Below are 14012 nucleotides of genomic sequence, written 5' to 3'. Positions count from 1 at the left end.
ATTCTTTTCTCCCCCTTAGTTATCCGTTAAATGTACGTATCCTGGACGAGCCCACTTACGATTTACCTCAATTCCGTTTTGAGGATGACGCTTTTTATTACGTGGGTTCGTTTTTGGCATCGGATTTTCGCCATCAACTTCTAACACTTCCATACGTACTTTCGTTTGCTTATATGCCGGCGTGTTTGTACGCAAGTCAACGGCAGGACCTGTTAAGAAATTAATTGCCGATTCTTTATCCGTCGAGTTCATCGGTAAATACAGTTCATTCGCTTTTACACGATCCGTTACAAGTGCACGTAATTTAAGTGCCCCCAATGGAGAAACAAGGCGTACTAACGAACCAGTTTTCACTCCGCGTTCCCTTGCAAGTTCTGGAGAAACTTCGACGAAAACACCTGGTACTTTCGATTGAATACCAGTTGATTTATTTGTCATGTTCCCTTCATGGAAATGTTCAAGCATACGGCCGTTATTAATGTGAAGATCGTATTCTGCTGGGAATGCAGCAGGACGTACCCAATCAGCTATCGCAAAACGAGCCTTTTTGTCTGGGAAGTTAAATCCATCTTGGAAAAGAAGCGGTGTATTCGTTCCATCAAAACTTCCCCAGTGGAAACTGTTCCACCCTTCAAGCACTTCATAGTTTGCGTGTGCAAATAGTGGTGATAAGCTTGCCATTTCCGCAAAGATTTCACTTGGGTGATTATAGCTCCAGTCTGCACCTAATTTATTAGCAATTGCCTGCACAATCCACCAGTCTGGTTTCGCATCTCCTAGCGTTGGAAGCACTTGATATAATCTTTGTACACGACGCTCTGTATTTGTAAAAGTACCTTCTTTTTCAAGAGATGGCGCTGCTGGTAATACTACATCAGCGTATTGAGCTGTTTTAGAAAGGAACACATCTTGAACGACAAAAAATTCAAGGCTTGATAACACTTCATGTACGTGATTTGCGTTAGAGTCTACAAGAGCCATATCTTCTCCAACAAGGTACATAGCTTTCATTTTTCCTTCATCAATTGCGTGAAGCATTTCAATGTTATTAAGACCTGGTTTGTTATCAATTTTTACTCCGTAAGCTATTTCAAATTTCGCACGTTCTACATCGTCAGTAACGTGCTGATATCCTGGAAGCCAACCTGGAAGTGTTCCCATATCACAAGCACCTTGTACGTTATTATGACCTCGAAGCGGATATGCACCAGCACCTGGACGGCGATAGTTTCCTGTTGCAAGAAGTAAGTTTGAAATCGCAGCGGAAGTATCTGAACCACCTGTATTTTGCGTTACGCCCATTCCCCAAAGAATACACGTACCGTCTGCATCACGAATCATTTCTGCCATTTTAACGAGCGTTTCTTTTGAAATACCTGTAATCTCTTCTGCATATTCAAGCGTATATTCCGCGAGACTATCTTTGAAATCATCAAAGAAGTTTACATTCTCATCGATGAACTGCTGATCGTGCCAACCTTGATCAATCATATATTTCGTAACAGCCATTAACCATACTTGGTCCGTTCCTTGCTTTGGACTAATAAAGATATCCGAACGCTCTGCCATTTCAGTTTTACGAAGATCTGCAACAATTAGTTTTTGACCGTGAAGTTTATGCGCACGTTTCACACGAGTTGCTAGCACAGGATGACCTTCTGTTGGATTACAACCGACGATAATAACAAGACCTGATTGCGCAATATCTTTAATCGTTCCTGCATCCCCGCCCATTCCAATAGTGCGGAACAATCCATCTGTCGCTGGTGATTGACAATAACGTGAGCAGTTATCAACATTATTCGTTTCGAACACTTGACGCGCTAATTTTTGAATAACATAATTATCTTCATTCGTAATTTTAGAAGAAGAAATAAAGCCGATAGAGCCTTTACCGTACTCTTCTTTAATAGAGCCCAATTTATTCGCCACTACATGAAGCGCTTCTTCCCAAGTCGATTCAACGAACACTCCATTTTTACGAATTAAAGGTTTCGTAAGTCGTTTTTCAGAATTAACGAAATCCCAACCGAATTTTCCTTTTACACAAGTAGAAATTGCATTAACTGGTGCCTCAGAAGTTGGTTGCACCTTTAAAATTTTGCGCCCTTTCGTCCATACTTCAAATGAACAACCTACACCACAAAACGTACATACTGTTTTCGTCTTCTTCGTACGAGTGTCGCGCATCGCAGCTTCTACTTCTGACACAGCGAAAATACCGCTATATCCAGGTTCAACCTCTTTAATAAGATCGACCATAGGTTCAAGAATATCCGGCTTCAGCCCAGTCATAAATCCAGCTTCACCAAGCATCGATTTCTCCATTAAAGCATTACAAGGACAAATCGTTACACATTGACCGCAGCTTACACATGAAGAATCGTTAATATCTACTCCTTCATCCCAAATAACACGCGGGCGCTCTGCCTCCCAATCAATAGATAACGTTTCATTAACTTGTAAGTTTTGACACACCTCTACACATTGACCGCACGCGATACATTGATTCGGATCATAGCGATAAAATGGATGAGACATATCAACTTCGCTTGCATCAACTTTTGGCTCATAAGGATATTTTTGATGCTCAATTTCCATTAATTCTGCCGTATTATGCAGTTTACAATTCCCGTTATTGTTGTCACAAACCGTACAGTACAGTAAATGATTTTCTAGTAAACGGTCCATCGCCTCATGTTGTGCTGCCTTCGCACTAGTAGAGGACAACTCAATATTCATACCGCTCGTCACTACAGTAGAACAGGATCGCACAAGCTTTCCGTTCACTTCTACAATACAAGTATCACACGTTTGAATAGGATCCACTTCCGGCACGTAACAAATTTGTGGATGTTCAATTCCGTTCTCATTAATAATGCCCAGTATAGTTGAACCAGGCTCAGCAATATACTCTTTGCCGTTAATTGTAATATGAACCATGCTGTCGTTCATGGTTACTCCCCCTTTTTGAGAATAAAAAAACTCCACCACGAAAATATACGCACCACATTTTTGGCACGTTATCATCATGGTGGAGTAGTTTATTAGCACATCTTGCTAAAATACCAATCCATTTATTCATAAATAAAATGATAGATTCATAACAGGTCATATCACGATTCCATCTTTAACACTGTAATTATAGCGTTAAATCGAAAAATACACAATATAATTATCATTACAAAGGACAAAGCACATAATGCTCTGACCTTTGTATTACATTTTAGGATTATTCTGAGATGACTTACTTCCCGGTGCAAACCAACCAATGAGTGCGATGGCAACTAATACTCCGTAGAAGATTAAAGTCCAAGTTGTACTGTGTGGAAAATCATGATCTAAAATACCTATATCCTCATGGGCAAGTGTAATTACAGCAAGTTTGACGCCGACCCAGGCAACAATTGCATATGCTGTTGTTTCTAGTGCTGGACGTTTCTCCAGTAATTGTACAAACCAAGTTGCCGCAAATTTAATTAAAATAAGTCCAGCTATCCCTCCAAGAAGTACAACAATGAACTGTCCTCCATCCATACCTCCGAAATCATCAAGCGGAGAATCTGGAAGCCCCAGAGCAAGAGCAACTGCGGCTAATATTGAATCAATCGCAAAGGCAAGGTCCGCTAATGCAATCTTTCCTACTGTGAACCAGTAACTTTTTCCTGCTGCTTCCTTTTCATCTTCCTTGTGAATATTTTGATTATTTTTTCCGAATTGCGCCTGAATGACATGCTTTAATCCTAAGTAAAGAAGATAAGCTGCTCCTATCGCCTGTATTTGCCAAACATTTGCAATAAATGAAATCGCAAACAGGGCTGCAAATCGAAAAACAAAGGCCATAATAATTCCGTAATTTATAGCTCTTTTTTTCTCTTCTTCGGGTAAATGCTTGGCTATAACTGCTAGTACAAGGGCATTGTCAGCCGATAACAATCCTTCTAATCCGATTAAAATTAATAATGCCCAAGCATACTCTAGCCATATTGAATCCATCCGCTTCTCTCCTTTCTAAAAAAAAATGAGGTAAAGACTTTTCTAACAATAGAATTTCCCATTAAGTAAAATCAAATCCTAAAAATGATGGATACAATATTTTAACAGTTACTTTACTGTCCTTTATTTGTTATAAATTGAAATCATTTAATAATCCCATTTTCTAAAATTTTCACGACGGGTGTTACTGTGACACTTGCTTCTGAGAATGCATTTGGCCAATCATTTTCGACTTTTTTCCAATGCTTATATTGAAAAGCACGTGCATAGTCACCAAATCCAAATGGATCTAATTTCTCACTTTGTATTTTATGTATAAGATTATTGAAATCTTTATTCAATTGTTTCGTAATAAGTGCAGCTAGTTCTCCTTTATCTTTCCTCATATTTGCATCGAATGTTCGCTCAGCAATAGATATATTGAGATCCAGCTTTATATTGAAAACAAAATGATTTCTATCGTAACGAGTTGAAAGATCCCGCTTTATATCTTGAACGTTTATCGTTATAAAGTCCTTCCCTCTTGAATTTTTAAGAGAGCTGTCAGTTTCCACTCTTTTAGCATAAATAGGCATTGTAAGAGAGACTGGCGGATTCACTTTATTTTTCAGCATAAGAAGTAGTGCACTTTCATGACGATTTAAAGATATCTTATACAATCCACGGCTCGTTAAAAGCGCAGAACCAGTAACTATGATTTCATTTTCTCCTTCTTTTATTTCTGAAATTGCAGGTGTTATTCCCTTATTAAACGTTTGTTGATGGAATTCATGAAATGTAGCAACAGCTGTACGATTGTACAACTTATTCGTCTCAATTAAATCAGTCAAATATTCAGGAATAGTTGGCTTATCTTTGAAATCATTATGTATTATAGAAGAAACTGTGCCTTTTACGGCGACAATACGCATATTTCCTGTATTTTTCGGATCACGATACCATACATCAAAGTAAGGCATCGCCCCTTCTTGTTGTAAAAACTTTTGACTTAATAATATTAATTGTAATTTTTCAGTAGAAACTAACCCTTTACTGGAGCTATTAAACTTTTCTTTCGCTTCCCTTGGTGTATTCACTCGCGCTTCATGCACTTCATACTTTTTTTCAACATCTTCATTAAAGTTAGGCGTTAAGTCGTAAACAATCATTTTTCCTTGTTCATCCATATCAAAACCGTAAACTAACGATATGGACTGTTTTTCTAAGTCAAGCCGATCCCCACAACCTGTCATAAATATTAATAGAAAAGTGATCATCGTAAACTTAGTAAACCGCAGCATTTAATTCTTCCTCCTTTTCCACCGCTGATAGGCAGTTATGTACAAGAGAAATACGACTGGAAAAAGAACAGCAACGAAATAACTAGTTGTCCCCCACAATTCCCTTAACCTATCTATTTGATAAGACGACGGTGTATAGAAGACCCAAAACAAAACACATGCACAAAGTAGCATCAAAATAAACATTGATCCCTCTTTTTTATGAAACAGTTGCTTCACTCCATCCGTCGCGGTAAAAATGTATGGAATACAAGAATCGAAAACAATAAAAAGATAAAACGACAAAAATATTATTTCAACCCGTTCAAGAAATGAGAAATAAAGCGGTGTAATTAGCGAAAGGGTTGGCCATAAAAATTTCGTTATCCCGTCTGGACCAAAATAAACGAAACAAATGAGAGTAACTTGAAGATATATTAACAACGTAATAACATTAGCTATAACAATACCTTTCCCGGCCGATTGTTTATCATTTAAATAAGGATAAAGAACAAATGCAAATTCAAATCCGAGAAAAGCAAGAATCGTTGATTTAACAGTGTGAAAAACTGGCATCCACCCTTCCTTTAAAAATGGCAATAGATAAATCCCATGGCTATCTTTAAGGGGAATAAATAATAAAAGCGGCATCCAAAGCGTAAAGAAAAAATGAAAGACCGCGTAGCGGCTTATAATTCGTGCCCCTCCACGAGCCAACATATACATAGGAATGGTTAATAAAATCAAAATTAAATAACTAGGGGTTCTTGGCAAAATCCAAATACGAATAACATATAAAAGGGAAAATACTAAAGAAATAGCTGCAAGCAATGAATATAAAATCCAAATTATCATCCCTATTTTCCCTAGCCATTTCCCTAAATAGCGTGTCAGCACATTAAGTAAAGTATCTCCTGGATGTTTAGCCATAATTTTTACAATACAAAGACTCACCACTGTCGTTATCGCCCATCCGATAATAACTGAAATCCAACCATCCGTCCCTGCTCCTTGTGCTACTTCCCTTGGAAGTGTCAGCAAACCAAATCCGACTTGCACACCGCTAATCGTTAAAATGTATTGTAGTAAAGATATCTCCTGTTTTATACCTGTCTTCACTTCTTGTCCCCTCTTTCTCTCATATCTCCTTGCTGATTTACTTGTTTAGGCTGAAGGGATAACGGTCGGTTCTTTATCATCTTTAGCGGGAAGCGAATAAATGCGTCTTTCAAATCAGAAATACGTAGTGGGGACACAGGGCTACTATACGGAACACCGAGTGACTCTAAAGAAAGTAAATGAATTATAATTATAGTCATCCCTACCATAATCCCAATGATGCCGAATATAGAAGAGATAACCATCATTGGAAATCGAATTAGACGAACTCCTGCTGACATTTCTAAATTAGGGATGATGAAAGATGCGATTGCTGTAATTGCGACGACGATTACCATAACATTACTTACAATCCCTGCTTGTACTGCCGCTTGCCCAATTACAATCCCGCCGACAACACCTATCGTTTGCCCTATCGGACCAGGAAGCCGAATAGCCGCTTCGCGGAGCATTTCAAGAACTAATTCCATTAATAATGCTTCTAAAATAGGCGGAAACGGAATTTTGGCACGGGATTCTCCAATCGTTAATAGCAATTTGAGAGGAAGCACTTCATAATGAAAGGAAATCATAGCGATATATAGAGCCGGAGCAAAAATTGCAATAAATAATCCTGTGAGGCGAAGTAGCCGTGTAAATGAGGCTATAGCTGGCCTTAAACTATAATCATCTATCGTTTGAAAAAATGACGAAAAAGTCATCGGACCAATTAACACACCTGGCGAGCGATCTACAACAATTGCAATTCGCCCCTCCAAAATATGATGTGAAGTCGTATCTGGGCGTTCTGTTATAGAAAACTGCGGAAATAGTGTATAAGAATTATCTTCAACAAGCCCCTCTAATGTACCGGTACTAAGAATAGCATCTATGTTGATTGATTTTATACGACTCGTCATTTCTCGAATGACTGTTTCATTTGAAACATCCGCTAAATACAACATAAACACCTTGGAAGTTGCCCGCTCTCCAACAGTAAACTCTTTCACCTTCAATTCACGATTTGGAATATATCGTCGGATGAGGGCAATACTCTCGCTAGCTACTTCAGTAAATCCTTCGTGTGAACTTTTCAATGCAGTTTCTGTTGTTGGTTCCTGAATCCCCCTCTTAGGTGCCCCCTGCGTGTCTAGCTCTAACACTGTTAACTGGCCATCAATAAACAAAATGCTTTTACCATGTAAAATAGCCTGCTCAATTTCTAACCATTTTTCAACCTTCTTGATTTTTCCGATAGAAATGGACGACTCCCAAAACTCTTGTTCATTCCACTCTTGAAATAAGAGCGGTCGTAAAACATCCGTATTGATAACAGCCTTATCTACTAATCCCTCCATATACACTAGAGCGGCCTCTTGTCCATTTTTTAATGGAAAGTTTCTAATTACTAACTCTGGAATTCCGCTAAATAGTTTAGATAATTGCTCTAAGTTTGTAGATACAGAAGAAGAAGAAACCGTACTGTTTAATATATCGTCAGCTTGGCCCTGCGAAGAAAAAGATTTTTCACCTCGTAACCATTTATGAAAAGAGTCCATACATTCACCTTTTTCGTTGTTGTGTTTCATATGGGTTATTATGGATATCTACTGAAAGACATATACTCTTTTCTTTTTATGAAGCATTAATTAATCCAGCTTACAGGCCACGTTTTGAACACATGAATGATTATCTAAAGTTATCGTCTACAAAACAAAAGGGAAATACATATACACTATGTATCTCCCTTTTATTTTGTACCCAAATTTTTTATTGCGTTACGGTCATAACCTGTCCACTACGATCGACCATAATTTTCATTTTACCGTCTTGTGCGTTATATAACCCTAGCTTATGCAGATCTTGTTTGCACTCTTTTACGAAGTAAGGCAATGTGCGAATTTGATCGATATCCGAGCTCGTCATGAAATGAATTAAATGATGCGTCATTTCTTTAATATCATGAACGAGCTCTGCCTTCTCTCGTTTTAATCTTTCATTTTCAGCTCGTAATGAATGTAATTCGCCTTCAAGACCACGTGCGTTCTTCTCATCCTTCGAACGCTCTGCAGCCATGCTAGAAAGCTTATAGATTCCCTCCATGAACTGATGCAATTCGTGTTCTCTCTTTTCACTACATTGACTAATTGTTTCAAAGTTATCTACGATGCCAGATATAACTGTTACGAGGCTTTTTTCATCTTCTTCATTTACTTCCTGCTTGCTTTCTTGTTTTGTCTCAGCAATTGTCTCTTTTACAGGTGCATATTTACGTTTTCGCCCCGGTTTTTGTTTTTCAATATTTTCAAACGGGATTTCTTGTTTTTTTAATTTATAATACGTGTTTTGCAATTGGCTTTCCGTTTTCGGAAAAAGATTCAGTTCATTTTTACTAACATATTTTGAAATATTTGCGATGTTTAAGCCGTGACGTTGACAAAATTGATATACTTCATACAATAGTTCTAGTTCAGACTTCAACCAAGTAATCGCTGATTTTTCATATTCTCGCATACCGCCATTTTTTTCTATATCTATTTGAAATAATACCATTCTATTATATAAATCGATTAGCTCTTCATACCCGATTTGGAATTGTTTCTCTATTTTTTTAAATTCCGCCTCTAATTTCATATCGTTCGTTTTATTATTTGACATGTTTTGTAAAAGACTTAATACATTGATTGCTGTGTGGTGATACATAATATGTGTCACTCCCCCTCATCCTTTCACAATTCTCATCTGACTCCCATGTCTTTTAAGAAAATAGAAATTCCCACATATCCATATTATAACATTTCGAAATTATCTGTCAAATAATTAACATACAAAAAGGTATAAAAAGTATGTAAATAATAGAAAATATTAAAAAAATCTAACAAGATACTATATCAATAAAATGTATTTAATTATATTATATGGTATTTTCAATATAATTTCACCGAAAAATTTTGCGCTATCACGAAATATTACTAACACAATCCAAGAATACATTCTCTTATATTTTTAAATGAAAAAAGCCTACTACTTATTAAATAAACCAAACAATAACCCTTAAATAAAAACAGCTAAATTCACGAAAGAGACTATTAATACATACAGTCATAAACACTCCAGAAGCGTTTGATTTTTCTGCCTGTACAAAGCATAGAATACTAAAAAGGAACTAACCAGTACTATACATGGCTAGTTCCTCTATTCCAACTAAAAAAATGTGTTTTAAACCGGTTCTTCACACCCTCACTCGGAGGCTCACTTCTTTCACTTACCTAATAGTTCTCCATATCTCTGGTCTTACATCGCATGGAGAACTATTAGGCACTGACCGCTTCCTCACTTGGCTAGTTCCTCTATTCCAACTAAAAAGCGTGTTTTAAACCGGTTCTTCACACCCTCACTCGAAAGCCTACTTCTTCGACTTACCTAAAAACACTCCATATCTCTGGTCTTTCACATCGCATGGACCTCTATTAGGCACTGACCGCTCCCATACTTGGCTCGTTCCTCTCTTCCAGCTAAATAAAAGCTTTTAAAGCACTAACTTATCAACTAAACCAATTAACTCTTGAATATCAGGCTTACTCACCTGAGCATTCGCTCCAACTGCCTCACCTTTATGGAACAACTCATTTGTAATTAATGAAGAGAAAATAATGACTGGTAATTGATTCATTACTTCACTATCTTTAATTACTTTCGTTAAATGGTGTCCATCCATTTTCGGCATTTCAATATCTGTAATAAGCAGGTTAATATGTTCATACATTTTTTCACCTTGCTCTTTTGCTAATTTTTCAATTTGAGCTAATGCTTCTGCACCATTGCTGAAGAAGTTCATTTTCGTATATCCAGCTGATGATAATGTTTCTTCTAGTATTTGACGAAGCATCGCTGAATCTTCTGCAATATAAATAACTTTTTCAGCTCGATCTGTTTTTTGCTCTAATCCTGAAAGTGATTTATTGTCATAGCCAGTACCGCTAATTTCACATACAATTTTTTCATAATCTAATAATAAGATGATTTTCCCATCTAGCTTTACAATTCCAGATGTCGTTTCTTCTAGTCCCATAGATAATGAAGCTGGTTCATCAATTTGTTCCCATGAAATACGTTGAATACGATGCACTTCATCAACACGGAAAATAACTTTCATTTGGTTTAATTCTGAAATGATAAATTTCGTTTGATCAAGTGGTTTTATAGATTTTAAATTAAGAGCCGTTGCTAAGTTAATAACAGGTAAAATTTCACCACGTACTTGAACAACACCTTCAACTGCATGATGAGATTCTGGCACAGTTGTAACAGGGAATGGATTAATAATTTCACGCACTTTCATTACATTGATGCTAAATAAATTTTCACCAACAGTATAAGTTACGATTTCTAATTCGTTTGTTCCACTTTCTAATAAAATACTTTGTGCTTGTGACATAAAGGTGTCGCTCCCCTTTCATTAATTCCGTATATTTAATTATTAAGCTTTATTAAACCCAAAAAGTCAACTACCTATATGAAAAATATAGATAGTTGAGTGATCCTCACAGTTTTAAAGTAGAAATACTAACAGTAAAACTTAATCTTGTATAAACGAAGCAAGTGCCTCTAGTAACACTTCTTGTGCTCCTACAATTTCTGTCGGCATCGCTTCCCATTTTTTTGAAAGCTCTGTTTCCACTCTCATTCTTAGCTCTGGACCCATTTCTCCTAGCACATATTCTTTCGTCGCTATATCAACATCAAGGAGTGCAAGTGCATATAATTCCGGATCGTTTATTTTTTTAAATAATTGTTTCAATACCGCCGGTGCTATATGTTTTAACTTTTCAATGTGAATTTCCTTATCCGAAAATAGTAACTCATATTGAATAAACGTAACATTTTCTTTAATAACTTTAAAATAGCAATTATTTTTTTATCATTTACAAAATAACCGTTCGGATCTGCAATAATACTCTCTACTTGACGTATTAAATTAGGTAAACTACTCGCCGCCATTACAGTACGTTGCTCAACCTCACTTGGCGAAATGAATGTAACGCGATACTTATTCTGCGCCATCCTCCTCACCTCTCCTTTTATATAAACTTAGTCTAATTGTACAATATAGCACAACTATCTTAAATTAATCTAACTCTATTTCAAATCATTGCTCCTAGAATCAGAGAAATCCTCTCTCCAAAAAGTGAAGAGGCACCACCTAAACACTTGGATTACAGCCTCTCCAACTACCTTAGAACTACTCCATATCTCTACAACATGCGAGCCACTCATAAGCACTGTCGCTACTACAATCCGGTGAGCCTACCAATCTCATTCATGGCTCCCAGCCTCTTCAACTAACCTAGAACCACTCCATATCTCTGGTATTACAACATGCGAGACACTCCATATGCACTGACCGCTACTAAACATCGCTGGGCCCTCTCTCAAAACCTAAAAGAAAGCTTTTAAGCCCCTTTCAACAACTCAATGTTATTGAACCAAAAAGCAAGCTGCTGATCCGTAATATCCGGCAACATAACGAAAAACTCACGGCACTTCATCTCATCTTTAAACAGCTGATACTTCCAAATACTATCACTGCCCACACTCACAAAATAAAACTCATGAATGCGGCCAATAATTGCCTGTTTCTCACCAAATGCATATGGGGGCACTTGCTTAATTTCGAATTGATCCGGTAAATATACATGCTCTTCTCGTTCTATTTTTAACACTTGCTCAGCAAGCTCACGTTTATTTTCGAAAAAAGGCAATTGTAAAATTCGCTCTTGTCTTGTCATACGAATAAAAAACCCTCTCTACTACGTTACAATTTTTCTTTACGATTTATTATCGAATTAAGTTTACAACTTCATTTAATACTTCATCGGAAACTTTAATTACTTTCGCATTTCCTTGGAATCCGCGTTGGTATAGCATTAAGTCGACGAATTCTACGGATAAATCTACGTTTGCGCCTTCTTGTGCACCACCACGTACTTTTCCTGCACCGTTTTGACCAGATGCACCTAACGCTAAAATACCTGTTGTATTCGTCGCTGTATAGTTACCATTTCCCGTTTTCATTAGGCCACCTTCGTTTGGGAACATCGCAACAGCTAATTGACCCGCAGACTTCATACTACCATCAGAATATTTTACCATTACATATCCACCGTCAGCAATAAAGCAATCTTTAACAGTTGCTGCTGCTCTACCATCTACATCTGTTACTGACAATGTTTTATCTGTTGGATGATTCGTTAAATGACTTAAGTCTAACTTTATAGAGCCACCATCAAATGGAATATTGGCCCCTTGCTCTTTCGGATTTGGATTTCCAACAGCATCAAATGTCATATTACCACCTGCACCTGGAACATCCTCAAACTTTGTATCCTTTTTCGAGTCATTACGCATCTGTACTTTATATGTATAATTGTGTTCGCTTGTTTGTGTAAATTCTACACGCATTGTCCATGTATTACCGGCATTATCGTATACAGGTAAGTCTTGCGTAATTTGTTTTTCACCAGTTGGAATATTCCCTTTAATTGTCCCTTGCGATGTTCGAATACCACCAATTGCCGTCCCCATTGGAATTTGCAATGGGCCTGGAATACCAGATAAATCAACTTCACCAGTCGCCTCATTAGCAGGGTATGCGAATACGTATTGACCTTCTGTGTTCGTAATATAATAATCTGAAGATATTCCAAACGTACCTTTACGCGTAAATTCCATGTTTCCGCCTTTTGAATCACCTACAACGAAGAAACCATTACCTTCCATTGCAGCTTGTGTTTTGCCACCTGTTAACGTAATTGTACCATCGCTATAATCCGTAACCGTACCACTCATTTTCACACCGTTACCGATACTTTTCGGATTCGTTCCTGCGTATTTACCGTCACCTTTTGCACCAATCGAATTGTTATATAGTAAATCATCAAACATTGCTTTTTGTTTTTTATAACCAACCGTTTGTGCATTGGCAATATTATTTGAAGTTACACTTAATGCATTTTGTGTTGCGTTCATTCCTGTAATACTTGTATATAACGCTTTAATCATAATGTATGTACACTCCTTATGAATTTGTAGTTTTTACTTCTTCAGTTACTTTTTGATCGTCTTTCTTTGCATCTTCTGGATTCGTTTCTCCAATCGGTTTATCAGACACTCTTTCAACGAAACGAAGAGATACTACCTTATTATTAATAACGAGCTGTACATCGTTATTTTCTGCAAGGCGAACTGTCTCTACTTGACCAGTTACTTTGTTCCCTTCACCGTCAATACCTCTTACGTATTTCCCTAAAAATTTCATTCCACCATCAAGCGCTGTCGAATACATCGTCGTTCTTAAAGAGTCAACTGCTTTTGTCATATTCTGCACTTGTTCCATAAGAGATAACTGCGCTGTCTGATTCATCATTTGATTCATATCCATCGCATTGAACGGATCTTGGTGCTGGAAACTCGATAAAAATAATTTTAGAAAATCGTCTTTCCCCATTACACCAGGAGTTTTTTGAGCACTTTCTGATACTCCGTTTGTTTGTTGAACTGGCGATTGTACACCATTAACAGGTGCATTACTTTTTTGCGCTCCTGCCTGCAATGGAATATGATTTGTACTCGTTGTGTTTAATCCAACTGTTGGCACGC

The 14012-nt window shown here is 37.2% G+C and carries 11 protein-coding genes and 1 pseudogene; all 12 read right to left on the bottom strand.

Annotation, left to right across the window (positions count from 1 at the left end; translation table 11 throughout):
* Nucleotides 1–15: 15 nt before the first annotated feature.
* Nucleotides 16–2955 (bottom strand): formate dehydrogenase subunit alpha, encoded by a 2940-nt coding sequence (gene fdhF, locus JFU23_RS24080; RefSeq protein WP_201032848.1) that lies wholly within the window; start codon nucleotides 2953–2955, stop codon nucleotides 16–18.
* On the bottom strand, nucleotides 2924–3115 hold the full coding sequence (locus tag JFU23_RS24075; RefSeq protein WP_002158491.1) for a hypothetical protein: 192 nt from the start codon (nucleotides 3113–3115) through the stop codon (nucleotides 2924–2926). Before JFU23_RS24075 ends, fdhF begins: the two co-directional genes overlap by 32 nt.
* Before the next feature lie 104 nt (nucleotides 3116–3219).
* Complete coding sequence (locus JFU23_RS24070) at nucleotides 3220–3996, bottom strand: TerC family protein (RefSeq protein WP_002086470.1); 777 nt, start codon at nucleotides 3994–3996, stop codon at nucleotides 3220–3222.
* Nucleotides 3997–4139: 143 nt separating this feature from the next.
* The gene (locus JFU23_RS24065) at nucleotides 4140–5276 is read right to left on the bottom strand and encodes a Ger(x)C family spore germination protein (protein WP_201032846.1); all 1137 of its coding nucleotides are present in this window, start codon (nucleotides 5274–5276) and stop codon (nucleotides 4140–4142) included.
* Nucleotides 5277–6374 (bottom strand): GerAB/ArcD/ProY family transporter, encoded by a 1098-nt coding sequence (locus tag JFU23_RS24060; protein ID WP_085310209.1) that lies wholly within the window; start codon nucleotides 6372–6374, stop codon nucleotides 5277–5279. It abuts the gene before it with no gap.
* Nucleotides 6371–7912 (bottom strand): spore germination protein, encoded by a 1542-nt coding sequence (locus JFU23_RS24055; RefSeq protein WP_201032844.1) that lies wholly within the window; start codon nucleotides 7910–7912, stop codon nucleotides 6371–6373. The genes JFU23_RS24060 and JFU23_RS24055 overlap by 4 nt, the downstream gene beginning before the upstream one ends.
* 211 nt (nucleotides 7913–8123) lie before the next feature.
* Complete coding sequence (locus JFU23_RS24050; protein ID WP_137056906.1) at nucleotides 8124–9056, bottom strand: DNA-binding domain-containing protein; 933 nt, start codon at nucleotides 9054–9056, stop codon at nucleotides 8124–8126.
* An 826-nt stretch (nucleotides 9057–9882) separates the two neighbouring features.
* Nucleotides 9883–10791, bottom strand: a complete 909-nt coding sequence (locus JFU23_RS24045) for a chemotaxis protein (protein ID WP_201032843.1) — start codon at nucleotides 10789–10791, stop codon at nucleotides 9883–9885.
* 141 nt (nucleotides 10792–10932) lie between these two features.
* Nucleotides 10933–11417 (bottom strand): annotated as a pseudogene (locus tag JFU23_RS24040) (LysR family transcriptional regulator).
* 389 nt (nucleotides 11418–11806) lie between these two features.
* Nucleotides 11807–12142, bottom strand: a complete 336-nt coding sequence (locus JFU23_RS24035; RefSeq protein WP_201032841.1) for a DUF3964 family protein — start codon at nucleotides 12140–12142, stop codon at nucleotides 11807–11809.
* A 49-nt stretch (nucleotides 12143–12191) separates the two neighbouring features.
* Nucleotides 12192–13415 carry a flagellar hook protein FlgE gene (locus JFU23_RS24030; protein ID WP_201032839.1) on the bottom strand — a complete coding sequence of 408 codons (1224 nt, stop codon included), beginning with the start codon at nucleotides 13413–13415 and terminating at the stop codon, nucleotides 12192–12194.
* Nucleotides 13416–13431: 16 nt separating this feature from the next.
* The gene (locus JFU23_RS24025) at nucleotides 13432–14010 is read right to left on the bottom strand and encodes a flagellar hook assembly protein FlgD (RefSeq protein WP_002086480.1); all 579 of its coding nucleotides are present in this window, start codon (nucleotides 14008–14010) and stop codon (nucleotides 13432–13434) included.
* Nucleotides 14011–14012 lie beyond the last annotated feature (2 nt).

This window comes from Bacillus sp. TH50 (genome assembly GCF_016650565.1).
Classification (GTDB): domain Bacteria; phylum Bacillota; class Bacilli; order Bacillales; family Bacillaceae_G; genus Bacillus_A; species Bacillus_A mycoides.
This window is presented reverse-complemented; position numbering and strand designations above follow the sequence as displayed.